The organism is Serratia sp. CY43202 (genome assembly GCF_052168755.1).
GTDB classification, from domain to species: Bacteria; Pseudomonadota; Gammaproteobacteria; order Enterobacterales; family Enterobacteriaceae; genus Serratia; species Serratia bockelmannii.
Window position 1 is genome coordinate 85,882 of record NZ_JBJNMB010000007.1, and the last position, 24,522, is coordinate 110,403.

Annotated in this window: 21 protein-coding genes; 6 read left to right on the plus strand and 15 right to left on the minus strand. The window is 60.5% G+C overall.

Annotated features, from left to right (window positions below):
• Positions 1–47: 47 nt before the first annotated feature.
• The 5 genes from ACJ8J5_RS15735 to cecR are packed head-to-tail and all read right to left on the minus strand — an operon-like array spanning position 48 to position 5,766.
• Entirely contained in the window at positions 48–1,154 is a 1,107-nt protein-coding gene (locus ACJ8J5_RS15735; protein ID WP_049208965.1) for an ABC transporter permease, read from the minus strand.
• A 12-nt stretch (positions 1,155–1,166) separates the two neighbouring features.
• A complete protein-coding gene (locus ACJ8J5_RS15740; RefSeq protein WP_099816709.1) occupies positions 1,167–2,321 on the minus strand; it encodes an ABC transporter permease in 1,155 nt (384 codons plus the stop codon).
• Positions 2,318–4,054, minus strand: a complete 1,737-nt coding sequence (locus tag ACJ8J5_RS15745) for an ATP-binding cassette domain-containing protein (protein WP_414104892.1) — start codon at positions 4,052–4,054, stop codon at positions 2,318–2,320. The genes ACJ8J5_RS15740 and ACJ8J5_RS15745 overlap by 4 nt, the downstream gene beginning before the upstream one ends.
• 8 nt (positions 4,055–4,062) lie before the next feature.
• A complete protein-coding gene (gene hlyD, locus ACJ8J5_RS15750; protein ID WP_049203804.1) occupies positions 4,063–5,049 on the minus strand; it encodes a secretion protein HlyD in 987 nt (328 codons plus the stop codon).
• 18 nt (positions 5,050–5,067) lie between these two features.
• Positions 5,068–5,766 carry a transcriptional regulator CecR gene (gene cecR / locus ACJ8J5_RS15755; RefSeq protein ID WP_043136718.1) on the minus strand — a complete coding sequence of 233 codons (699 nt, stop codon included), beginning with the start codon at positions 5,764–5,766 and terminating at the stop codon, positions 5,068–5,070.
• Positions 5,767–6,063: 297 nt separating this feature from the next.
• Here cecR and rhlE point away from each other — a divergent pair, with 297 nt between their 5' ends.
• The 3 genes from rhlE to dusC all read left to right on the plus strand — a co-directional run bounded on the left by rhlE (position 6,064) and on the right by dusC (position 9,528).
• Entirely contained in the window at positions 6,064–7,437 is a 1,374-nt protein-coding gene (rhlE, locus tag ACJ8J5_RS15760; protein ID WP_060432620.1) for an ATP-dependent RNA helicase RhlE, read from the plus strand.
• Between the two features lie 114 nt (positions 7,438–7,551).
• Positions 7,552–8,511, plus strand: coding sequence for a D-2-hydroxyacid dehydrogenase family protein (locus ACJ8J5_RS15765; RefSeq protein ID WP_060432621.1), 960 nt, complete (start codon positions 7,552–7,554; stop codon positions 8,509–8,511).
• An 84-nt stretch (positions 8,512–8,595) separates the two neighbouring features.
• Positions 8,596–9,528, plus strand: coding sequence for a tRNA dihydrouridine(16) synthase DusC (dusC, locus tag ACJ8J5_RS15770; RefSeq protein WP_025301934.1), 933 nt, complete (start codon positions 8,596–8,598; stop codon positions 9,526–9,528).
• Between the two features lie 41 nt (positions 9,529–9,569).
• On the opposite strand, the gene ACJ8J5_RS15775 is transcribed toward dusC, so the two are convergent.
• The 7 genes from ACJ8J5_RS15775 to ACJ8J5_RS15805 all read right to left on the minus strand — a co-directional run bounded on the left by ACJ8J5_RS15775 (position 9,570) and on the right by ACJ8J5_RS15805 (position 17,875).
• On the minus strand, positions 9,570–9,836 hold the full coding sequence (locus ACJ8J5_RS15775) for a hypothetical protein (protein ID WP_004939738.1): 267 nt from the start codon (positions 9,834–9,836) through the stop codon (positions 9,570–9,572).
• Between the two features lie 247 nt (positions 9,837–10,083).
• Entirely contained in the window at positions 10,084–11,130 is a 1,047-nt protein-coding gene (fbpC, locus tag ACJ8J5_RS15780; protein WP_025301935.1) for a ferric ABC transporter ATP-binding protein, read from the minus strand.
• A gap of 11 nt (positions 11,131–11,141) precedes the next feature.
• Positions 11,142–13,220, minus strand: coding sequence for an ABC transporter permease (locus ACJ8J5_RS15785; protein WP_414104891.1), 2,079 nt, complete (start codon positions 13,218–13,220; stop codon positions 11,142–11,144).
• Between the two features lie 67 nt (positions 13,221–13,287).
• Positions 13,288–14,319 (minus strand): ABC transporter substrate-binding protein, encoded by a 1,032-nt coding sequence (locus ACJ8J5_RS15790; protein ID WP_043136733.1) that lies wholly within the window; start codon positions 14,317–14,319, stop codon positions 13,288–13,290.
• Entirely contained in the window at positions 14,316–15,644 is a 1,329-nt protein-coding gene (gene uhpC / locus ACJ8J5_RS15795; RefSeq protein WP_227257841.1) for an MFS transporter family glucose-6-phosphate receptor UhpC, read from the minus strand. Before uhpC ends, ACJ8J5_RS15790 begins: the two co-directional genes overlap by 4 nt.
• Before the next feature lie 60 nt (positions 15,645–15,704).
• Positions 15,705–17,246, minus strand: coding sequence for an MASE1 domain-containing sensor histidine kinase (locus ACJ8J5_RS15800; protein WP_060447605.1), 1,542 nt, complete (start codon positions 17,244–17,246; stop codon positions 15,705–15,707).
• Positions 17,246–17,875, minus strand: coding sequence for a response regulator transcription factor (locus ACJ8J5_RS15805; protein WP_049203928.1), 630 nt, complete (start codon positions 17,873–17,875; stop codon positions 17,246–17,248). Before ACJ8J5_RS15805 ends, ACJ8J5_RS15800 begins: the two co-directional genes overlap by 1 nt.
• Positions 17,876–18,300: 425 nt before the next feature.
• Here ACJ8J5_RS15805 and ACJ8J5_RS15810 point away from each other — a divergent pair, with 425 nt between their 5' ends.
• Complete coding sequence (locus ACJ8J5_RS15810; protein WP_173889670.1) at positions 18,301–19,107, plus strand: toll/interleukin-1 receptor domain-containing protein; 807 nt, start codon at positions 18,301–18,303, stop codon at positions 19,105–19,107.
• Between the two features lie 123 nt (positions 19,108–19,230).
• Here the strand turns inward: ACJ8J5_RS15810 and ACJ8J5_RS15815 are convergent, their stop codons facing one another.
• A complete protein-coding gene (locus ACJ8J5_RS15815; RefSeq protein WP_049295199.1) occupies positions 19,231–19,995 on the minus strand; it encodes an arylamine N-acetyltransferase family protein in 765 nt (254 codons plus the stop codon).
• 151 nt (positions 19,996–20,146) lie between these two features.
• Between ACJ8J5_RS15815 and ACJ8J5_RS15820 the strand changes: the two genes are divergently transcribed.
• Positions 20,147–20,899: an SDR family NAD(P)-dependent oxidoreductase gene (locus ACJ8J5_RS15820; RefSeq protein ID WP_060447604.1), complete on the plus strand. Its 753-nt coding sequence runs from the start codon at positions 20,147–20,149 to the stop codon at positions 20,897–20,899.
• Here ACJ8J5_RS15820 and ACJ8J5_RS15825 read toward each other — a convergent pair.
• Positions 20,884–21,780: a LysR substrate-binding domain-containing protein gene (locus tag ACJ8J5_RS15825; protein ID WP_261424251.1), complete on the minus strand. Its 897-nt coding sequence runs from the start codon at positions 21,778–21,780 to the stop codon at positions 20,884–20,886. The genes ACJ8J5_RS15820 and ACJ8J5_RS15825 overlap by 16 nt on opposite strands.
• 116 nt (positions 21,781–21,896) lie before the next feature.
• Here ACJ8J5_RS15825 and ACJ8J5_RS15830 point away from each other — a divergent pair, with 116 nt between their 5' ends.
• On the plus strand, positions 21,897–22,676 hold the full coding sequence (locus ACJ8J5_RS15830) for a HalD/BesD family halogenase (protein WP_060432627.1): 780 nt from the start codon (positions 21,897–21,899) through the stop codon (positions 22,674–22,676).
• A gap of 37 nt (positions 22,677–22,713) precedes the next feature.
• On the opposite strand, the gene ansP is transcribed toward ACJ8J5_RS15830, so the two are convergent.
• Positions 22,714–24,180, minus strand: a complete 1,467-nt coding sequence (gene ansP, locus ACJ8J5_RS15835; RefSeq protein WP_025301945.1) for an L-asparagine permease — start codon at positions 24,178–24,180, stop codon at positions 22,714–22,716.
• Between the last annotated feature and the right edge of the window lie 342 nt (positions 24,181–24,522).

Consider the following 24,522-nt stretch of genomic DNA (forward strand, 5'->3'; position numbering starts at 1 on the left):
GGTATCTGGCGATCAAAAAGCTCTGCATGTGACATGCAGAGCTTTTTTTATGCGATCTTGCGGCGGAACAGCGCGTAGGCGGCGCTGCCGGTGGTGGCGGTGATCACCAGCAGCGGCCACAGGCTGCGCCAGATAATGCTGAAGCTGGCGTCCTTCAGGTAGATCTGCTTGGTGATGTCGGTGAAGTGGCGTATCGGGTTCACCCAGGTCAGATCCTGCAGCCACACCGGCATATTCTCCACCGGCGAGACATACCCCGAGAGCAGGATCGCCGGCATCATGAACACGAACACGCCGATAAACGCCTGCTGCTGAGTGGCGCACAGCGACGAGATCAGCAGGCCGAAACCGACCAGCGACAGCCCGTAGATCAACATGGTGGCGTAGAACAGCAGCAGCGATCCAGCGAACGGGATCTGATACAGGAAGATGCCGATCAACAGCACGATGCTGGCCTGGAAGCTGGCGACGATCAGCGCCGGCACCGCCTTGCCGATAAAGATCTGCCAGGTGGTGAGCGGCGAGACCAGCAGCTGTTCCAGCGTGCCCTGTTCGCGTTCGCGCGCCACCGACAGCGAGGTGACGATCAGCACGCCGATGGTGGTGATCATGGCGATCAGCGACGGCACCACGAACCATTTGTAGTCCAGATTCGGGTTATACCAGTTGCGCACCACCAGCTCGCTGTTGTTGGGTTTGGCGCGGTTGCCGAGCAGCTCCTTCTGATATTCCTGCACGATCTGCTGTACGTAGTTGGCGGCGATCTGCGCGCTGTTGGAGTTGCGCCCGTCGAGCAGCAGCTGCAGCGGCGCGGTGTTGCCGGTGGCGATATCGCGCGAGAACTGCGCCGGGAAGCGGATCAGCAGCAGCGCCCGTTGGTTATCGATGGTGGTCTTTATCTCCTGCGGGCTGCGCAGCAGCAGCACGTGTTGAAAGGCCTTGGCCTTGGCGAAGCGCTGGGTCAACTCCACCGAGGCCTGGCCGCTGTCTTCGCTGTAGACCGCGATGGTGGCGTTGGTGACTTCCAGCGTCGCGGCGAACGGGAACAGCAGCACCTGCAGGATCACCGGCATGATTAAAATGGCACGGGTTTGCGGATCGCGCAGCAGCGCCTGCATTTCCTTGATGATGAGCGTCAACAGACGATGAAACATCGCTCTTTCTCCTCAATCCAGCCGGCGCTGGGTTTTCCAGGCCGTCAGGCCGATGAACACCACGGCGGAAGCAATCAGGAACAGCAGATTGATCACCAGCACGGTGCCGACGTTACCCGCCAGGAACAGCGTTTGCAGCGTGCTGACGAAGTAGCGCGCCGGAATGATGTAGGTCACCGCGCGCACGATGGCTGGCATGCTGTCGATCTGGAAGATGAAGCCGGACAGCATGATCGACGGCAGGAAGGCGGCGTTCAGCGCCACCATCGCCGCATTGAACTGGTTGCGGGTGAGGGTGGAGATCAGCAGGCCCATGCCGAGGGTGCTGGCGAGAAACAGGCTGCTGATCAGCAGCAGGATCGGCAGCGAACCGCGATAGGGCACGCCGAGCACCCACACCGCCACCGCCATGCACAGCGCCATGGCGATCATGCCGAGGAAGTAATACGGGATCAGCTTGGAGAGCAGCAGCTCGCTGCGCGTCACCTGGGTGGACAGCAGGGCTTCCATGGTGCCGCGCTCCCATTCGCGGGCGATCACCAGCGAGGTGAGAATGGCGCCGATCACCGTCATGATGATGGTGATGGCGCCGGGGATAATGTAGTGCCGGCTGATGGCCGCCGGGTTGAACCAGTAGCGCATCTGCACGTCAATCAGCGGCTTGTCGCTGCTCCCTCGATCGGCGGCGCGCTGCTGCTGCCAAACTTGCCATACGCCCTGGGCATAGCCCTGCACGAAGTTGGCGGTGTTCGGTTCGCTGCCGTCGGTGATCACCTGGACAGGGGCGCTGTCGTGCGGGCGCGCCATGCGCTGGTCGAAATCCACCGGGATCACCACCAGGCCGCGTATCGTGCCGGCCTGCATCTGCTGGATCAGCTGTTGGCGGTTGTCGCTGATGGTCGGTTCGATATAGGGCGAGCCGGCAAACGCCTGGGCCAGATCGCGCGCGTCTTCGCTCTGTTGCTCCATCAGAATGCCCAGATGCAGCTTGCTGGAGTCCAGGTTGATGCCGTAGCCGAAGATAAACAGCAGCATCAGCGGGATAACGAAGGCGATCAGGCCGCTGCTGGGATCGCGCAGTATTTGCCGCGTCTCCTTCAGGCACAGCGCGCGCAGTCGGCGCCAGGAGAAGCCGCCGTCGTCGATGGGGGCTCGGTTGTCGCTCACCGTGGTTCCTCCTCGTCGTAGCCCTGCACCAGTTCGATAAACGCCTGTTCCATCGAGGGGTTGGGGTTGTCGTCGCGCGCTACCTGCTGTTTGAGATCGTCCGGCGTGCCGGCGGCGATGATCTTGCCGCGATACACCAGGCCGATGCGGTCGCAGTATTCCGCCTCGTCCATAAAGTGGGTGGTCACCATCACCGTGACGCCCTTGTCGACCATGCCGTTGATGTGCAGCCAGAACTCGCGCCGCGTCAGCGGATCGACACCGGAGGTCGGTTCGTCGAGGAACAGAATATCCGGTTCGTGCATCAGCGCGCAGGCCAGCGCCAGGCGTTGCTTGAAGCCGAGCGGCAGGGCATCCGGCGTCTGATCGAGGATCGGCGCGAAGTTGAAGGCGCGGGACATCTCGTCGATTTTGTCGCGCTGCGCCTTGCCGCTTAGGCCGTAGACCCCGGAGAAGAACTTCAGGTTCTGCGCCACCGTCAGGTTGCCGTACAGCGAGAACTTTTGCGCCATGTAGCCGAGGCGTTGGCGCGCTTTGCCGGAACTGGTTTTCAGATCCATCCCCAGCACCAGCGCCTTGCCGCCGGATGGCACCAGCAGGCCGCACATCATTTTGAAGGTGGTGGACTTGCCGGCGCCGTTCGGGCCGAGCAGGCCGAAAATTTCGCCGCGCCGCACCTGGAAATCAACGTGATCGGTGGCGGCGAAGTCGCCGAATTTTTTGGTCAGCTGCACCGCTTCGATCACCGTTTCACCGCTTGCGCCGTTGACGGTCGGCATGATCTCCGCCAGCGCCGAGCGGTGATTGGGGCCGCCGCCGAGCAGATCGATAAACGCATCCTCGAAGCGCGGATCCGCTTCGTCCAGTTCGGCGTCCGGCAGATCCAGCGCCTGCAGTAGCTGCCGATGATCTTCGCCTTCTTTCAGGATCAGGCGCAGGTACTTGCCCTGGATCACGCCGTCGGTGACCGCCGGCAGGCAGATCGCCCGCTGCAGCAACGATCGATGGCTGCCGGGCGGCGCGGCGATCAATACCGTGCGTCCGGCCATGCGCTGGGTCAGATCCTGCGGCGCGCCGCTGAACAGCAGCTCGCCCTCGTTGAGCAGCAGCACTTCGCGACACTGCTCGGCCTCGTCGAGATAAGAGGTGCTCCACAGGATCAACATGCCGTCATTGGCCAGCTCGTGCACCATGCGCCACAGCTCGCGGCGCGAGATCGGATCGACGCCGACGCCCGGTTCGTCCAGCAGCAGCACCTGGGGTTCGCCCACCAGCGTGCAGGCCAGTCCCAGTTTTTGCTTCATGCCGCCGGACAGCTTGCCCGCCAGGCGCTCGGTGAAGCGGGTCAGATCGGTGAATTTCAGCAGCCGTTCGAAGGTCTGGCGGCGAAGATCGCCGGTGACGCCGCGCAGATCGGCGTACAGCGTCAGGTTCTCCATCACCGTCAGATCCTCATACAGCCCGAACTTCTGCGGCATATAGCCGAGGATCGCGTGCAGTTGACGATCCTGAGCAATCGGATCCAGCCCGGCGACCCGCAGTTTGCCGCTGCTGGGCTGCAGCAGCCCGGCCAGCATGCGCAGCAGGGTGGTTTTACCTGCGCCGTCCGGGCCGACCAGCCCAATGACCGCACCGCTGTGCAGGGTGGTGGTCAGGCTGGCGACCGCCGGTTTCTCAAGCGACGGGAAGCGCTTCTCCAGCCCTTCCAGCTCAATGGTGTGCGCCTGTTCCATAGCCGGCCTCAGGGTTTGGCGAAGCGCAGGGTGACCGGCATGCCCTGGCGCAGCGCGTCGTCGGCGTCGGTGACGATCACCCGCAGGCGGTACACCAGATCGGTGCGCAGGTCCGGCGTTTCAACGCTTTTCGGCGTGAATTCCGCGGTCGGCGAGACGAAACCGATCTTGCCGTGGTAAGGCTTGTCGGGGCGGCCGTCGGTGTAGATCTCCAGTTCGGTGCCGGGCACCGCCTGGTTCAGGCTGGTTTCGTTGACGTAGGCGCGCACCCACACCGGCCGGGTCAGCGACAGGGTGAATACCGTGCCGCCGGCGCCGAGCATGGTGCCCGGCTCCACCGCGCGGGTCAGCACCGTGCCGGCGGAAGGGGAGATCAGCGTGGCGTCTTGCAGGTTCAACTGCGCCTGCGCCAGCGCCGCTTCGCTTTGCGCCACGTCGGCCTTGGCCTGTTCAATCTCTTGCGGGCGGTTGCCGCTGCGGTATTGCGACAGCTTGTCCTTCGCCGCCTGCAGGTTGGCCTGCGCCTGATTGCGGGCGGTGCGCGCATCCTCCAGCGCGTCGGCGGAGGTGGCGTTTTTCGCCCACAGCCCCTGCTGGCGTTTCAGGAAGCTGTCGGCATAGGTGAAGGCGGACTGGCGCTGCGCCATTTCTGACTGCACCTGGGCTATCTCTTCGCTGCGGTAGCCGGCCTGCAGCAGCGACAGTTTGGCGCGCGCGCTGCCGACGTTGGCTTCGGCCTGCTGCAGCGCGTTGCGGTAGGGGGCATCGTCCAGCTTGCCAAGCAGCTGGCCCGGCTGAACGGTATCGCCTTCATCCACCGTCAGCGACGCCAGGCGCCCGTCGACGCGAAAGCCGAGGTTGACCGTGCGAATATCGACGTTGCCGTACAGCGTCAGCGGCCGATCCTGCTGCTGTTGGTAATGCCAAACCCCGTATGCGACGGCCGCGATCAGCAGAATTAACAACACGATCAAGGCACTGCGTTTTTTGTTCATAACACTCCCTGCCTGAATTTACGCGCCATGACGTTGGCGCAGCCCAGTAACCAGAATCTCAATATGTTCGCTCAGTACCGCCGCGATTTGCGCCGCTTCGCCCTCGCCAATGTCTTGCCAACCTGCCTGACGGCGGATAGTTTCGCGCGCCACGCGGAACGACAGCACCTCGCCGATCAGCGCATGGGTATGCAATACGAGGCGGGGGGCGTGTTCGTCGATGCCGGTGGCGGCCGACAGCAGGCGGCACAGCCGCTCGTGCATCGGCGCGATCACCTGGCTGTGGATCAGCGGATAGGCCTCGGTCGGGGCGAGCTGTTCGCGCGACATGATTTTGCTCAGGTTCAGCGTGTGCGGTTGGGTCATCAGCTCGCTGAAGGCCAGCAGGCCACGTTGCAACAAGCGCAGCGCCGCGTCAGGTGACCGTTGTGCGGCTGGTTCTTGCCGGAAGCGATCGACTTCCGCGACCAGCGGGGCGAACGCCTGCTGAATGAAATCGGCGAGCGACTGCGCCACGGCCAGGTACAGCCCCTCTTTGGAGCTGAAGTAGTAGGTGATGGCGGCGATGTTCTGGCCGGCGCGCTGGGCGATATCGCGCGTGGTGGCGCCTTGCAGGCCATATTCACCGAATAGTTCGGTCGCCGCGGCGAGCAGTTGCCGGCGCGTTTGCTCGCCGCGCGCTCGGCCGGCGGCCTGATGAGGGACGGAAGCTGGCATAGGTCACGCTCGAAGTTAATCAATCATATGATTAACTTTATGCCAGATTGTTTAAAATGCAACCTCTAACCATAATGAGTTATGTGATCGGCTTCAGACAATGCTGAATTTACGGCAGATTGTGCTCTGGGTGCGTAAAAGTGCTTTTTATTGCGCGACTTCTGTTACAATCGGCGCCTGGTGCACTGCAGTTTGTGCCAATCCCTCGTGGTCATGCTTAATGCCCCGTCTGATCATCCTCCCAGGAAACTGCACCGAACACCGTTAGGTTAGGGGGGATCTGGAGTTTTTCTCTTTATGTCATTTGAAACCCTCGGCTTAAGTGCTGAAATTGTGCGCGCTGTTGAAGAACAGGGCTATCGCGAACCGACGCCAATTCAGCGTCAGGCTATCCCTGTCGTGCTGGAAGGTCGTGACCTGATGGCCAGCGCCCAGACCGGCACCGGTAAAACCGCCGGTTTTACCCTGCCGCTGTTGCAGCTGCTGAGCAAGCATGACCATCCGGTCAAAGGCCGTCGCCCGGTGCGCGCGCTGATCCTGACGCCAACCCGTGAGCTGGCGGCGCAGATCGGCGAAAACGTCGAGGCCTACAGCAAACACCTGCGCCTGCGTTCGCTGGTGGTGTTTGGCGGCGTGAGCATCAACCCGCAGATGATGAAGCTGCGCGGCGGCGTCGATATCCTGGTGGCGACGCCGGGCCGTCTGCTGGATCTGGAACATCAGAACGCGGTTGACCTGTCCAAAATCGAAATTCTGGTGCTGGACGAAGCGGACCGCATGCTGGACATGGGCTTTATCCACGACATCCGTCGCGTGCTGGCCAAGCTGCCGGCCAAGCGCCAGAACCTGCTGTTCTCCGCCACCTTCTCCGACGACATCAAGGCGCTGGCCAACAAACTGCTGCATAACCCGGCCTCGGTGGAAGTGGCGCGCCGCAATACCGCGTCCGAGCAGATCGAGCAGAGCGTGCACTTCGTCGACAAGAAGCGTAAGCGGGAACTGCTGTCGCAGATGATCGGCGAAGGCGACTGGAAACAGGTGCTGGTCTTTACCCGCACCAAGCATGGCGCCAACCACCTGGCGGAACAGCTGAACAAAGACGGCATCACCGCTGCGGCGATCCACGGCAACAAGAGCCAGGGTGCCCGTACCCGTGCGCTGGCCGATTTTAAAGACGGCCGCATCCGCGTGCTGGTGGCGACCGACATTGCGGCGCGCGGTCTGGATATCGACCAGCTGCCGCACGTGGTGAACTACGAGCTGCCTAACGTGCCGGAAGACTACGTGCACCGCATCGGCCGCACCGGCCGCGCGGAACGCACCGGTGAAGCTATCTCGCTGGTGTGCGTGGATGAACACAAGCTGCTGCGCGACATCGAGCGTCTGCTGAAGCGTGAAATTCCGCGCATTGCGCTGCCGGGCTACGAGCCGGATCCGACCATCAAGGCCGAGCCGATCATCAACGGCCGCCAGGGCGGCGGACGCGGCGCGCCGCGCGGCAACGGCGGTGGCCAGCGTTCCGGTAACGGCGGCGGTCAGCGCAGCGGTAACGCGAACGGCGGCCAGCGTGAAAACCGTGGCAACGGTAACGCTCGCCCGCAGGGGGACGGTCAACGCCGTTCCGGCGCGCCGGCCTCGCGTCGTCCACGTAGTCGCAAACCGGCCGAATAAGCCTGATTGCTCAAAGAGTAAGCCGCCGATACGGGCGGCTTTTTTTTTGCCTGGCGGAACGGCATTTTCGTACTAGGCTGGACGGTGGCTAACCCTACATTCCAGGAGACGGAGATGAAATTGAAGTGCGCAATTCTCGATGATTACCAGCAGGTGGCGCTCAAGATGGCGGACTGGTCGGCGCTGGCCGATCGGGTGGAGGTGTCCGCCATCAGCGCGCACTTTACCGATGAGACGGAGCTGGCGGTGCATCTGCAGGAGTGCGACATTCTGGTCATCATGCGCGAACGCACGCCGATGACTGCCTCGCTGCTGGCGCGGCTACCGAAGCTGAAGCTGCTGATCACCTCCGGCATGCGCAACGCTTCTATCGATTTGGCCGCCGCCGCCGAGCGCGGCGTGGTGGTATGCGGCACCAGCAGCGGATCGGCGGCGCCGATGGAGCTGACCTGGGCGCTGCTGCTCGGGTTGGCGAAGCATATCGTGCCGGAAAGCGTCGGGCTGCAAAACAACGGTCCGTGGCAACGGGATCTCGGCGTCACCCTGCAGGGCAAGACGCTGGGGCTGCTGGGGTTGGGCAAGATCGGCGGCCAAATGGCCAAGGTGGCACAGGCGTTCGGCATGCGGGTGCTGGCCTGGAGCCAGAACCTGACGGCGGAACGGGCGGCGCAGGAGGGCGCTTTGCTGGCGCCGTCCAAGCGGGCGCTGTTTGAGCAGAGCGATTTTGTCTCCATTCACCTGGTGCTGAGCGATCGCAGCCGCGGGTTGGTGGGGCGCGACGAATTGATGGCGATGAAGCCCACTGCTTACCTGATCAACACCGCGCGCGCGGGGATCGTCGATCGGGTGGCGCTGGTGGACGTGCTGCAACAGCGGAAGATTGCCGGCGCCGGGCTGGACGTGTTCGAGACGGAGCCGCTGCCGGCCGACGATGCATTCCGTCAATTGCCCAACGTGCTGGCGACGCCGCATGTGGGTTACGTGGCGGACGACAACTATCGCGCCTACTTCACCGAGGCGGTCGAGGACATAGCGGCGTTTCTCGCCGGTCAACCGATCCGTCGGCTGGGCTGATGGCGTTTTTAATGCCCGCAGAGGCTTGTCTGGCGCGGGCATTCACCCGTATCATTGCGGGTCTTTTTTTAGCTGGGATTGGTCATGCGCGTATTATTGGCTCCGATGGAGGGCGTTCTCGACTCTTTGGTGCGTGAGTTGCTCACCGAAGTGAACGACTACGATCTGTGCATCACCGAATTTTTGCGCGTGGTCGATCAGCTGCTGCCGGCCAAGTCGTTCTACCGGCTGTGCCCGGAGCTGCGTCACGCCAGCCGCACGCCGTCGGGCACGCAGGTGCGGGTACAGCTGCTGGGGCAGTACCCACAGTGGCTGGCGGAGAACGCCGCGCGTGCGGTAGAGCTGGGCTCTTACGGCGTCGATCTCAACTGCGGCTGCCCGTCCAAGCTGGTGAACGGCAGCGGCGGCGGGGCGACGCTGCTCAAAGATCCGGAATTGATCTACCAGGGCGCCAAGGCGATGCGCGCGGCGGTGCCGGCCCATCTGCCGGTCACGGTGAAGGTGCGTCTGGGCTGGGATTCCTCCAGTCGCAGCTTTGAAATCGCCGATGCGGTGCAGCAGGCGGGCGCCAGCGAACTGACGGTGCACGGCCGCACCAAAGAGGACGGTTACAAGGCGGATCGCATCAACTGGGCGGCGATCGGTGAGATCCGTCAGCGGCTGAGCATCCCGGTTGTCGCCAACGGCGAGATCTGGGATTACCAGAGCGCGCAGGATTGCCTGCAGGCGACCGGCTGTGACGCCATCATGCTGGGGCGCGGCGCGCTCAACGTGCCGAACCTGAGCCGGGTGGTGAAGTATAACGAACCGCGTATGCCCTGGCCGCAGGTGGTTGAGCTGCTGCAAAAATACGTCCATCTGGAAAAGCAGGGCGACACCGGTCTGTATCACGTGGCGCGCATCAAACAGTGGCTGGGCTATTTGCGTAAAGAATATGATGAAGCAACTGAACTGTTCAGCGAAATACGCGCGCTGACGACGTCAGGGGATATTGCGCGCGTCATCTGCCGCAGCTAAAAATAAACCCGCGCGCGGCGGGTTTATTTAAATATGTATTATCAGGCGGCTTTATCAAGACGATTTAATTCTATCTCGATATCCTGAATGGTTTTTTCCAGCCCTTCCAGGCAGGCGCCCTGTTTATTCAACAGGTCGTTAATGGCTTCGGCGAACGCCTTATTTTTGCATTCCCCCTGATCGAAGGCCAGCCAGTGTGCGGAGAGCGTCTCGGTATTCGCCTGCGCATAGTGGCGCATTTCCTTCAGCTGGGAAGCGACGTTGCGTAAATTATCCAGCTGCGCCTGTGCGTTTGCATTGTTGCTCATGAATTTCTCCTTGAGTTGGCCGTTAAATAATTTCGACTGCGGGATTAAGCTTACCCTATCCAAATAAAAATATCACCCTCGGTGGCCTTATTGGTTATTTTTTTATGAATGCGGATGTATTTATTTCTCGGCTGAACAAGGACTTGGGCGGAATTGTAAAAATAGATAAATACGGTTTTTTTTGGCAATTATTTCCGGTCATTCCATACGGAATGACCGTTATTCTAACGCTTAAGGGTGATGCTTATTATGCCGCGTCCGCCAGCATAAACATGCCGTAGGGATGAATTTCCAGATAATAGTGCTCGCCGACGTTCGGCTGCAGGCGGGTGGCGTTAACCTGCAGCAAAATCTGCTGCCCGTGCCATGCCACCGTCACCTCATACTGCGGCCCCATGTAGGCGACATGTTGGATCACGCAGCGCTGGCTTTCATCGCCATGCTCACTCAACGTGATCGCCTCCGGTCGCACGCCCACCGTGCCGGTGCCCTGGGCGGCAAAATGCGCAGGACGTGGCAGGCGATAGCCGCTGATATCGACATGATCGGCGCTGAAGTTGGCCGGGAACAGGTTAGCGTCCCCCATAAAGCTCGCCATAAAGCGCGAAGCGGGCTGCCGATAGAGATCCTGCGGCGAGCCCATCTGCATGATATGCCCTTTATTCATCACCAGTACGGTGTCGGAGACCGCGAAAGCCTCGCTCTGATCGTGGGTAACGTATAGCGAAGTGATATCAAACTGCTTTTGCAACTCGCGGATCTTTTCGCGCATGCTGCGGCGCAGGTTGGCGTCGAGGTTGCTCAACGGCTCGTCGAACAGCAGCACTTTCGGCTTGAGGATCAGCGCGCGCGCCAGCGCCACGCGCTGCTGTTGGCCGCCGGAGATCTGATCGACATAGCGATCGTCGAACCCCGCCAGATCCACCATCGCCAGCGCTTCCTGCACGCGCGCTTTCACTTCGGCGCGCGGAATGCCGAGCATCTTCAGCCCATAGCCGACGTTCTCCCCCAGCGACATATGCGGGAACAGGGCATAAGACTGAAACACCATGCAGATGTCACGCTGCTGGATGGAACGATGGGTAACGTCTTCACCATCAATGAATATCTGCCCGTCGCTCGGTTTCTCCAGCCCGGCGACCAGGCGCAAAATGGTGGTCTTGCCGCAGCCGGAAGGGCCGAGCAGCGTCACCATTTGCCCCCGTGGGATGGTGAGCGTGATGTTATCGATTACCGTGTTGCTGCCGAACCGTTTGGAGACGTTACGCAGTTCAACGAAATTTTTCTGGCTCATCATGGGCTCCATTACGCCTGGTTTTTGGCTTTTGAACGGGAGATGCGTGCCTCACCGATCAGCCAGTCAAAGAGGAAAATAATCGCCAGCATCACCACGATCAGAATTGAACCGTAGGCGATCGCCACGCCGTATTCGCCGTCTTCCACGCGGTTGAGGATGTAGGCGGTGGCCACGCGGGTATCGGGGGTGACCAGGAAGACGATGGCGCTGACGGTAGTGATGGCGCGCACGAAGCTGTAGATCAGCGCCGACAGGATCGCCGGGCGCAGCAGCGGCAGCAGGATGTGCGTGATGGTGCGCAGCGAGCCGGCGCGCAGGCTGAGCGAGGCTTCGTCCAGCGATTTGTCTATCTGGCCCAGCCCGGCGATCCCGGCGCGAATGCCCACCGGCACGTTGCGCATCACCATCGAGATAATCACGATGGCGGCCGTCCCGGTGAGGTACACCGGCGCGCTGTTAAAGGCGAGAATGTAAGAGACGCCCGCCACGGTGCCCGGCACCGCAAAGCACAGCATGGTGGTGAACTCGATGGTCTTTTTGCCCTTGAACTGCTGGCGCACCACGATCCAGGCGATCAGCAGGCCGAAGGCGGCGGTGATCGGCGCGGCGATCCCGGCGTACAGCAGCGTGTCGAGCAGCGAAGGCCACGCGCCGTCGCTCATGCCCTGGCCGAACAGCTTGATGAAGTTATCCAGCGTCAGCGTGTAATCCACCCCCCAGTTGACGGTGAAGCTGCCGTAGAAAATGCTGCCGTAGAGCAGGGCGTTAAAGGCTACCCACACCGCCAGCAACGCGATCACGCCCCACACCAGCGTGACCGGCAGCGGCTGTACGTCGCCGCGGTAGGATTTGCCTGACACGGTGACGTAGGAACGCTTGCCGATCCACAGGTACTGGATGCAGAACACCAGCAGCGAGAACAGCAGCAGGAAGGCGCCGAGAGTGCTGGCGGCCTGATAGTCGAGCTGCGAGCCGGTGATGTAGAAATAGATTTGCGTCGCCAGCACGTCGAAGTTGCCGCCGAGCACCAGCGGGTTGCTGAAGTCGGCCAGCGATTGCACTACCACGATCAGAAACGCGTTGGCCAGCGCCGGTTTCAGCAGCGGCACGAACACGCCGTTAAAGGTTTGCCAACGGCTGGCGCGCAGGGTGTAGGAGGCCTCTTCCAGCGAAGGATGAATGGTCTTGATCGCGCCGTCGAGGATCATGAACGCCATCGGCGTGAACGCCAGCACCTGCGCCAGCCAGATGCCGGTAAAACCGTACAGCCAGTTGGTGTTGGTCAGGCCGAACCAGGCCACCATCCACTCGGTGACGTAGCCGGAACGCCCCATCATCAGCGTGACGCCCAGGCCGACGACGAACGGCGGCGTGACGATGGGCAGGATGGAGAAGATGCGGCCGATAATGGCGCTGCGCTTGGCGATGCGGGTGGTGTAAATCGCCAGCACCAGGCCGAAGAAGGTGCAGCCGGCGCCCACCGCGATCGACAGGGCGATGGAGTTGAGGATCACCTGAACGATATGCGCCTGCGACAGCACGTTCATAAACGCCAGCGGCGCGAATGCCCCCGTCTGGTCGGTGAACATCGGAATGAAAATCGCGATGCTCGGCCAGACGATGAAGACGCCGATCAGCGCCACGATGGTGACCAGCGCACCGATAACGAAACGGTCGCCGCCCAGCCAGTCGAGGCGGGTCAGCGCCAGCGTCATGATGGCGCCCAGCGAGGTCAATTGCACCAGGGGGGCGTAGCCTAAACCGCGTCCTGCCACCGTGGCGCTGACGACGATAAAGGCCATGCACAGCAGTGCCCAGCCGGCATCGAACGCGTGGCGGCGCCGCTGCTCACGGCCCGCCGCAGCGTAAGGACGCAGCAGCAGCAGGCTCGGCAGCAGGCACCAAAGCCAGCTGATATTGCGGTGTGACCAGCCGTAGGCCGCGAGGATTTCATCGCTGGTGGATTCCAGCAGGCCGTAATCCAGGCTCCAGCTCGGCAGCAGGGCGAACGCCAGCCAGCCAAGCAAAACCCAAAGGAATATCGCATCTCGTTTTTTCACGAGATGGAGTGCATGTGTATGTGACATAAGTTTCCCGGATGTTCAGGCCGGGTAAGGCGTGAAGCTTACCCGGCAACAGGCGCAGAATGTGGGTTTATTTACCCATCTTGACTTCGCTGACCCATTTATTGATCAGCGCCTTGCGGACCTCGGTCGAGCCGTACTTGTCCATGTCGTAGTTGATCAGTTTCAGATCGTCGAGCTTCAGCGAGTTCGGCGAGGTATCGGCGGTGGTGTTGGTCAGGATCTGATAGGATTTGCCTTTCTTCCACGCCAGCTCCTGCGCCTCTTTCGACAGCACCCAGTCCACGAACAGTTTGGCGTTATCGAGGTTGCGCGCGCCTTTGAGGATGCTGACGCCGCCGATTTCGTAGCCGGTGCCTTCACACGGCGAGATCAGCTCAAGCGGCGCGCCCTGTTCTTTTTCGAGCGAGTAGTCATGCAGGAAACCGATGCCGATCGCCGTTTCACCGCGGGCGGCGTTGCGCGCCGGGGCAATGCCGGACTTGGTGTACTGCGAAACGTTGGCGTTCAGCTGCTTGAGGTAATCGAACGCCTGATCGTCTCCCCACAGTTGGGCAAAGGTCGCCAGCGCGGTGTAGGCGGTGCCGGAACTTTGCGGATCGGCGATTTGAATCTCGCCTTTGTATTCCGGTTTGGTCAGGTCTTTCCAGCACTTGGGCACCGGCAGGTTTTTCTCTTTCAGGCGCTGGGTATTGACGCCAAAGCCGAGAATGCCGACGTAGACCGCCGAGGAGTAGTTGCCTTTCAGCTTGGCTGGATCGCGGAATTGCGTCATGACTTGTTCGAGGTTGGGCGATTTGTACGGTTGCAGCAGCCCCATTTCACCGGCCTGGGATTGCGGATCGAGCGTGCCGCCGTACCAGACGTCCGCCTGCGGGTTCTTCTTCTCGGCGTCCACTTTTGCCAGCGTGCTGCCGGAACCGTTGCGGATAAACGCGGTTTTCACGTCATATTTCTCGCCGAAGGCTTTGGTTTCCGCTTCGCACATTTCATTGGTGGCGCTGCAGTAAACCACCAGGCGGCCCTTGGCGTGCGCGGCGCCGCTCAGCGTGGCCAACGCGATGCCGGATGCTATCAGGGTAGTGACCCACGTTTTTTTCATTGTTTTATCCTTCTCTCGGTAGAGGTGGTAACGCTCGCCATCAGCAGCGGCATCAGCAATAAACCCATAAGAACGGCGGCGATCGACAGCAAACTGAACATGCCTGACCAGCCATAGCCTTCGATAACCCGCGACAGCGGCCAGCCCGCCAGCGCCGCCCCCAGATAGGCGAACAGGCCGAGAAAGCCGGTGATGGAGCCCGCGGCGCCTTTGTGCCCGCATTCCACGGCGGCGAGGCCAATCAGCATCTGTGGGCCGAAGACAAAGAAGCCCACCGCGAAAAAACAGCCCGCCAGCAGCGCGTAGTGATGCACCGGCGCCAGCCACAGCGCGGCGACGGAAACCATCAGCCCGAGCGTGAACAGCAAAATCATCGGCGCGCGCTGCCCGCCGAACAGCACATCCGAACCCCAGCCGGCGAACAGCGCACCGAGCAGGCCGCCTATCTCGAACAGCATCACCGTCGCATTGGCGCTGAGCAGGTTGACGCCGTGGCTTTCCGTCAGCCACAGGTTGCCCCAGTCGTTCAACGCGATGCGGATCAGGTAGACCAGCACGTAAGAGACGCCGAGCAGCCAGATCATCGGGTTCTTCAGCATCGTGGTGCGCAACATCTGCCACAGCCCCATCGGCGGGCTTTGCTGTTCCTGGCGCAGCTCCAGCGGATCGTGGCGCCACTGGCCGACCGACGGCAGGCCTTCTTCCTGCGGCGTGCCTGTCAGCTGCCGCGTGAGCCAGATGCCCAGTACCATGCTGACGGCCCCCGGGATCAACATCGCCGCCTGCCAGCCCCAGCGCTGGGCGGCGAAGGCGCTGATCAACGGCACGATCGCGCCGCCGAGGTTGATCGACATATTCCAGCAGCCCCACCAGAAGCCACGCTCATTGCGCGAATACCAGTGGGTCAGCAGCCGCGCGCAGGGCGGCCAGCCCCAGCCCTGAAAGAAGCCGTTCAGCGCCCAGACCGCCAGCAGCAGCGTCAGCGATTCGCCGAAGGCGAACGCCACGTTCAGCAAACCGGTGGCGAACAGGCCGATCCCCATAAACCCGCGCTGCCCATGGCCGTCGTGCCACAACCCGGCGGCGAATTTCGACAGGCCGTAGCTCAGATAAAACAGCGAGCCGAGCAGGCCAATGTCCCCTTTATCCAGCCCCAAATCCGTTTGCAGCGCCGGCAGCACGTAATTCACGCTTTTGCGCGTCAGGTAAAAGGCGGCGTACCCGATGACCATATACAGCAGCAGTCGCGGGCGCAGCGCGCGGTAACGATGATCGATTTCAGATGCCGAGCGTGCTTGCATAGCCGCCTCCCTGGTGCTGACTATAAGAAGGTGAAAGGGAAAGGGGATGAGAGAAAGTCCGGAGTGGCTAAGACTTTTTCCTAGTTAGTCGGCGGTTTGTTGCAAATTTGTGGGCAGGTTAACAATTACCCGGGTGCCGCGCTGCGTTTCCAGCGTCAGTTCGCCGCCGAGTGCGCTGACCCGTTCGCGCATCCCCTGAATGCCGAAGCCAGGCTCCTTGTCCGCACGGATGCCGATGCCGTTGTCCCGCACCTCGAGGTGCAAAAGCTCACCCTGTTGATACAAGACGATGGCGACTTCGCTGGCTTCGGCGTGTTTGCACACGTTGTTGAGCAGCTCTTGCAGCAGCCGGTAGAGGGTGAAGCGCACCGTCTCGCCGGCGGGCGTGTCGATGAGTCGGTAGTCGAAATGGCAACGGATGCCCCGTTCGCTAAAGGCGAATTCATTCAGCAGGTGGTGAAGCGCGTCTTTGAACGCCAGCTCGTCCAGCGCGGGCGGGCGAAGCTGGCGCAGCAGCTGGCGCGTGGAGTGATGAATGCGCCGGGCGAGATCGGCTATCTGGTTCGCGGCGGCCTGGGTTTGCGCCGGATCGCGCGCCCGCTTGACCAGCTGCGACTGGATTTGAATCGCGGTGATGTTCTGGCCGATTTCATCGTGCAGCTCGCGCGCCAGGTTTTTTCGCGTGTCTTCTTCGGTGTGGATCAGTTTTTCGGTCAGCGCCCGCCGCGCCGCCAGCTCTTCTTCCAGGCGTCGGCGATAATGGTGCAGGTTTTGCGCCAGGTGTTGCTGGCGGCTGATGGCGATGCCCAGGCCGATGCCGAGCAGCGCCTGCGTCGCCAGAAAGATTTCCAGCTCGACCAGATTGCCGAACCCCACGCCGACCTGCCGGGCGAGGGTGATCATCATGCTGCCGAGCAGGCCGGACAACACGCCGCCCTGCCAACCGAACTTCCACGCCATCACCACGTTCGGCAAAAACACCACGATCAGCAGCAGGCGCTCGATTTCCGGCGATAGCACCATCTGCGTACCGATGCCGATAACGAAAAACAGGCTGCACCAGATGATTAAGGAGGCGCGCAGCGGCGGATTGGTGGTGTCCAGCCCCAGCAGGTGGTAACGGTGCTGTTGGCGCAGAAATTCAAAGATCAGGTAGACGAACGGGGTCAGCAAAACGCCGCCGGTAAACGACGCCAGGCCGAGCAACATCGCCGGGCTGTGCGCGAAAGGCGACAGCAGGGCGGTATTGAGCAGCGAGGCGGCGGTCACGGTAGCCAGCAGCAGCGTCAGCCGCTGCCAGTAGAGCGGAAAACGGCGCCAGAATCGCTGCGCGAGCGCGGCCGGGAGCAGGGTGATGAACGGCGCGGCCAGCAGGCCGTAGCCGCTCAGCAGGCGTTCGCCGTGCAGCCAGAACAGCAGCAGCACCGGCGGTATTATCAGAGCGGGCCAATAGCGGCGCGCCAGCAAGATCAGCAGCGCGAGATAGACGCCGTGAGACAGAAACAGCGCTGCCTGATTGCCGTTGTGGGTCAGATAGAAGCCGAGCGTCCACAGCATCAGCCAGCCACTGCCCCAGGCCAACAGGATAAACAGCGAGATAACCCAGCGCCGTGAGCGGAGTGACATCAATGCCCCGCCAGCAGCTGATGTTCGAGGGCGAAATGCACCAGCTCAATGGTGCTGTTGCACTGCAGCTTGCCCAGGACGTTGGCGCGATGTACGTGTACCGTTTTATGGCTGAGATCGAGCTTGAAAGCGATCTCCTTTACGCTATCACCTCTGACCAGCAGATCGAATATTTCACGCTCGCGCGGGGTCAGCACTTCCAGCGCCGTGGCCGGCTGCTCGCCGCCGCGCAGCGCCCGCAGCGCGTCGGCGCACAGGTAATGGCCGCCCATCTCGACGGAGCGCACCGCCTGCACCAGTTCTTCCGGCCCGCAGCGTTTGGTCAGATAGCCGCTGGCGCCGGCGTCCAGCGCACTCTGCACGAAGGTGGGTGAGTCATAGATGCTGAGGATGATTGCGCGGAACTGCGGCTTCTGCGCCCGCAGGCGTTTCAACAGGCTCAGGCCGTTTTCATCCGGCATGGCGATGTCCATCACCGCGACGCTGACGTCGTCGCGCAGCAATGCCGGCCAGGCCGCCGCCGCGCTGCTGTATTGCCCCACCACGTCGATATCGTCCTCGAGGCTGAGCAATTGCGCAAAGCCGGAGCGCACCACCACATGGTCATCCACCAGTATCACACGGATCATTTTCGCACTCTGTTGCCGAATCATGACCCTATGATGCCTGCCGCCGCGGTGCTGGCAATCAGCCAAGCGCGGTTATGCAATCGATGTAACAGAATCGTAATAAAAGGGCGCCACCGGCGTCGTCAACGATCCAAATCGATGGCGAAATGCTGCCACAGCGCGGCGTTCGTTTTGTTGAGTGAGGTCTTTGGTGCAGTTGGGAAAGGATTATCAAACTTATGAAGGAATTGCTTAGTATGCCAATACGATTAGAGTTTCCTCTATAAGATTAGGCGTGTAATAACGTATAGGTGTGTTATTAGTTAGTATCTCGTCACTGTAATACAATCAAAATGATGAGTGAGTTGTGAAGTTCATTGGCGATTGAAAATTTCTCTGAGAACGCTGATAATCACAAGTATGGATAATTAATTTCGGAAACAATAATGAATAATAACCCGGTTGGCTACGGTCCGGTTTTTATCACTGGAGGACCATTCAAAGGAAGGGTCGGACTTTATGAAGATGACACTATTTACGATAGTGAAATTAAAGAATTATGCTACTTCAAAGGAAGGAAGAATTCAGAGGTGGCGATAGTATATTTTGGTGATTATTTTATTTCACCGAATTACTTCTATGTGAACCCCAAGGATATGCGTTTTGTAACAACGCATGATTTGTTAACAAGGCGCGAGTGTTTATATAAGTTATTATCTAAATACTCAGAGCCTATATATGAAGGCATGGATGAAGACTTATATGAACTAGATAGCCATGAAAGCTTGCAAGAACTACATTTTATAGATTTATTGTTATCGGAAAACTATCTTTCAGTAAGGTTTAAAAAAGATATGATAGGAAAGAATATTTTTATATCACACTCGTCTAAAGATAAACCTTTTGTTCGGAAGGTTGCTACCGATATAAAGTTGTTTGGTCATACGCCATGGCTTGATGAATGGGATATCAGAGTTGGGGAGTTTATCCCTGAAAAACTGTCAATTGGCATTGAAAGTGCGGACTTTATTATCGTGGTTCTTTCTGAAGCAGCTATGAGATCAAAGTGGGTAGAACGAGAGTGGCAAACAAAGTATTGGGATGAAATAGGTAACAACAAAATACATATTTTACCGATACTTTATAGTGATTGTAATATTCCTACGTTGTTGAAGTCTAGAAAATATGCTGATTTTAGAAGTGATTATAACGAGGGTATTGAAGGTGTTTTGGATGCTATAAATAATCTTTAGCTGTTCACTCTCTAAAATTAAGGGGGATGTTCTATTGAAAAAGTTTATGTGGAAAGGCTTTGTTAATCCCATGAGCCTATAGAAGGCGCATGGGACATTTTAATCTAAATTATGTTAGTTCTTTCAACGATCCAAATCGATGGCGAAATGCTGCCACAGCGCGGCGCGGCGTTCCTCTTCCGAATGCAGCGTCGTTTCGTGGCGCTGGTGATCTTCGGTCACGATCAGCTTCATGTCGCTGAGGGTCACCCGGCCGTGCTCCGTCGGCCGTGAGCACACCAGGCGTTGGGTGAAATGCGACTGCGGCGAAGTGCTGTGGAAGTGGCACATCTCGTCGAACTCAGGCAATTCACGCGGCTGAACGGTAAAGCGATACAGGGTTTTGGCATGCGAGCGTTGGTCGCCGTTGCGGCGCTCCAGCAGGTAATACTCACCTTCCTGCTCCAGGTGGAAGGTGCCGCTGGCCTGCGGTTGCGGCTCGGCGGCGACGATTTTGAGCGGCGTCAGGAAGGAATCGCCGAAACCGACATCCACCAGCCAGGCCTGGCCCGCCAGATCCACCCGCAGCGCCAGATGGTCGTAGGGCGGGCCGAAATGGCCGTCGCGCGCGCGGATCTCGCCGGAGATGAAGCTCACCTTGAAACCGATCTCCCGCAGCAGCAGGGCAAACAGCGTGTTCAGCTCATAACAGAAACCGCCGCGGTTACGCTCGACCACCTTGCTGAACAGTGCCTCCGGCGTCAGCTGAATACCCTGATGATAAATAATGCTCAGGTTCTCGAACGGTACGCTCAGCATGTGGCGATGGTGCAGCTGTTGCAACGTGGGGAGGTCAGGGCGGGCGCCGCCGGTAAAGCCGATATGCTGCAGGTAGCGTTGGGTATCCACAGGGTGTCTCGCATGAGAAAAAGTAGGCATAAAATAGCGGGCTTTGCGGCGTTTGTGAGCGCATTACGTGCTGCGTTGTCACTGCTGCCGCAAACTGTCACTTGCCGGCGCTAGCCTGTTCCCCTGAGTTCAACGTTGCAGGAGAACCGCTATGCAAGATTTCAAACATCGGGTGGCGCTGGTGACCGGCGCGTCCACCGGCATTGGCGAAGCGATCGCCGGCGAGCTGTTTCGGCGCGGCGCCACGGTGGTGATGACCGGCCGCCACGCAGTGCCTCTCGCCGCCGCCGCCGCGCGGCTCGATCCCGACGGCCGACGGGTGATGACGTTGCGGATGGACGTGCGCGATGCGCCGTCGGTGCGGCAGGGTATTGAAGAGATCGTGCGGCGCTGCGGCGCGCTGCATCTACTGGTCAACAACGCCGGGATCACCGGCCCGCACGAGGTGGATATCGATCGGTACGCGGTCGACGATTGGCACGAGGTGATCGCCACCTGCCTGAGCGGCACGTTTTTCGGCATGAAGTACGGCCTGCCGGCGATCGTCGCCGGCGGCGGCGGGGCGGTGGTGAACCTCTCTTCCGCCAACGGCGTGGTGGGCATTGCCGGGATCGCACCTTATACCGCCGCCAAGCATGGCGTGCTGGGCCTGACACGCTCGGCGGCGCTGGAATTCGCCACGCGCGGCGTGCGCGTTAATGCCGTCGGGCCGGGCTATGTGGATACGCCAGCGATGGGGAAACTGCCAGCGTCGGCGCGGGCGCAGATGGCCGCTTCGCACCCGATGGGGAGGATGGCGACGCGGGAAGAGGTGGCGAAAACGGTGGCTTTCCTGCTTTCGGACGACAGCAGTTTCACCACCGGCGCGTTTTACAGCATCGACGGCGGTTATACCGCGCGCTGAGCCAGCGCCTGCAGCCAACGGAGAAACGCCGCTGCGCCGGGTTTTTCCAGCGTGCGCGGCGGGTAAACTACGTAGTAGGGTTTGCTGAGCCGCAGCGCCGGTTCGGCCAGGGTGACCAGCTGGCCTTCCGCCAGTTCACGGGCGATCAGCCGCCGCTGGCCGAGCAGCACCCCGCGCCCTTGCACGGCGGCGTCGATGGCCAGCGAGGTCAGGTTATAGGTTAGCCCGCGCCGCGGCGGCGGCGGCCGATCGGCGGCGGTGAACCACTCGTGCCAGCCCGGCAAAAACTGGCTCTCCTTGCCCCAGTCGACGTGGATCAGCGGCAGCTGCGTCCAGTCGCCGCACTCGCGCAGCGCCGGGCTGCACACCGGCTGCACCCAATCCTGAAACAGCTGCACCTTTTCCAGCAGCGGGTAATCCTGATCGCCGAAGCACAGGGCGAAATCCGCCGCCGAATGGGCGAAATCGACCGCCGCATGGGTGGCGTGCAGCCGCAAATCGCCGTCGGGGCACTGCGCCAGCCAGTCGCCCAGCGCCGGATTCAGCCATTTAGACGCCAGCGCCGGCAGGGCGAACACCGTCAGCGCCTGTTTGCCGCGCTGGCGTTCGACGTGCTGCTGCGCCACGCGCAGCGTTTCGAACGCCTCCTGCACGTAGGCCAGGTAGTCCGCGCCCTGTTCGGTCAGCGTGACGCCGCTTTTGGCGCGAATGAACAGCGTGATGCCCAGATGCTGTTCGAGCTGGCGGATTTGCTGGCTGACGGCGGCGGCGGTCAGCGCCAGCACATCCGCCGCACGGGCCAGGCTGCCGGTGCGAGCGGCGGTTTCGAACGCCAGAATGGCGCTCAGCTTGGGCAGGCGAGCACGGGACGGTGGCGGCATGGGCAGGACTATCGCTAAGAATTCGTTAGCTTATCCATAACGTATTTTTGTTATGGCGGCAATGCGCCATTCGCTACAGTGAGAAGCATCCGGCTATCGCACACGAGGGGAACGTCATGCCGCAACTTGCCGATATTATCGATCTGTCCGTCCATCCCATCGACGACGCCGCATTCCGCGCCCGTTGCAGGCAAACGCTGGCGCGCGCCGGCGCGCTGGTGCTGCCGGGATTTCTGCGCCCCGCCGCGCTGGCGACGGTAAGGCTGGAAGGTGCCGAACAGCACCACGCGGCGTTTTACGCCAGCAGCAAACACAACGTGTATCTACGGCCGCAGGACGACGCGCTGCCGGCCGATCATGCGCGCAACCGGCTGGTGGTGTCATCCAAGGGCTGCATTACCGACGAGGATATCCCATCGCAGTCGCCGCTGCGTGCGCTGTACGATGCTCCGGCGTTTCGCGAGTTTCTCTGCGCGGTGTTGGATGAGGCGCAGCTGTATCCCTACGCCGATCGGCTGTCGTCGATCAACCTGCATTACGCCCACACCGGTCAGGAGCTGGGCTGGCATTTTGACAACTCCTCGTTCGCCATCACGCTGCTGATCCAGAAACCGCAGGGGGGCGGCCGTTTCGAATACGTGGAGAACCTGCGCGACGCCGACCGCGGCGAGATGAACTATGCCGGGGTCACGCAGGTGCTGGACGGTGAGCGGGCGGTCAAACAGCTGGCGATGGAGGAGGGGGATTTAGTGCTGTTTCGCGGGCGCAACGCCATGCACCGGGTGACGCCGACCGAAGGCGACACCACGCGCATGCTGGTGGTGCTGGCCTACAATGCGCAGCCGGATGTCATGCTGTCGGAAAGCGCCAGAATGACGTTTTACGGCCGGTTATAGCGGATAAAAAAACCGCCCCGGAGGGCGGTTTGTCGATTCAGTGCGGGTTCTGCTCTTCGTGAGCCTGCTGCTCCCGCTTCACTTCCTGCGCGCGCTTGCGCAGGCCGAACCAGCCCAGCGTCAGCAGCACCGCCAGCACCGGAATGGTGGCGATGGTCCAGGTGCCGTTCGGATAATCGAACGCCATCATCACCACGACGACCAGCAGGAACGCCAGCGTCAGCCAGGAGGTGAACGGCGCGCCCGGCATTCTGAACGATACCGGCTGCGCACGGCCTTCGCGCACGGCTTTGCGCAGGCGCATCTGGCAAACGATGATAAACGCCCAGGAGGCGATGATGCCCAGCGAAGCGATGTTTAGCACGATCTCGAAAACCCGCGACGGCACCAGGTAGTTGAGCACCACGCCGATCACGTAGATGCCGCAGGTAACCAGGATGCCGGCGTAAGGCACCTGCTGGCTGCTCATTTTAGCCATCAGCTTCGGCGCGGAGCCGCCCATCGCCAGTGAACGTAGGATGCGGCCGGTGGAATAGAGGCCGGAGTTGAGGCTGGACAGCGCGGCGGTCAACACCACGATGTTCATGATGGTGCCGATGTAAGGCACGCCCAGCTTGCTGAAGAAGGTCACGAACGGGCTTTGGCCGGCCTGATAGGCGTTCCACGGCAGCAGCAGCACTAGCAGCACCACGGAGCCGACGTAGAACAGACCGATACGCCAGATCACGCTGTTGATCGCTTTGGGCATCATTTTAGCCGGATCTTTACACTCGCCGGCGGCGGTGCCGATAAGCTCGATGCCGGCGAAGGCGAAGATCACCCCTTGCACCAGCACCAGCGCCGGCAGCAGGCCGTGCGGGAACATGCCGCCGTTTTCGGTGATCAGGTGCATGCCGGTGGTGTGGCCGGCGACCGGGGTGCCGGTGCCGAGGAAGACGACGCCGACAATCAGGAACAGCGCGATAGCGACGACCTTGATCAGCGCGAACCAGAACTCCATCTCGGCGAACCACTTCACGCCGATCATGTTCATGGTGGCGACGATGCCGAGCGCGCCGAGGGCAAACAGCCACTGCGGCACGTCGGCAAAGGTGCCCCAGTAGTGCATATATAGCGCCACCGCGGTGATGTCGACGATGCCGGTCATCGCCCAGTTGAGGAAATACATCCAGCCGGCGACGTAAGAGGCTTTCTCACCGAGAAACTCGCGGGCGTAAGAAACGAAGCTGCCGCTGGAAGGGCGATGCAGCACCAGTTCGCCCAGCGCGCGCAGGATGAAGAAAGAGAAAATCCCGCACACCAGGTAGACCAGCGCCAGCGCCGGCCCGGCCAACTCGAGACGGCCGCCGGTACCGAGGAACAAGCCGGTACCGATGGAGCCACCGATGGCGATCATTTGGATTTGCCGGTTGCCCATGCTTTTGTGATAACCGGATTCATGAGAGTCTAGCCAGCGTCTTCTGGCGGCGTGTTTGTCATCCGCCGACTTTTTTTGTGAGTGCATTATCCGTCCTGTTTACCTGTCTATGATGAACTCCGCTCTGAGCTGCAGAGCAAACGATTGCCATTAACAATCGTAATGAGAATGAGGTCGTGGCATCATTCCGCTGTTTATTGTGTATACAGCCGCCATTAAATAACGGCGTGGCATGCTACCGTTTCCCGATAAATGTGGCAAAAAAACCTGCGTACAAAGTGTGAACAATGGTGTGTATTTTTTAAACTGAAAACAAAAGCGCATATTATTCAGTAAGATGAGTCTCATTATCAACACGGAAATATCGAACGATAAAAGTGATTGAAATCACAGAATAATAATTACCGTGAAAATTAAAGGGATTTGGAG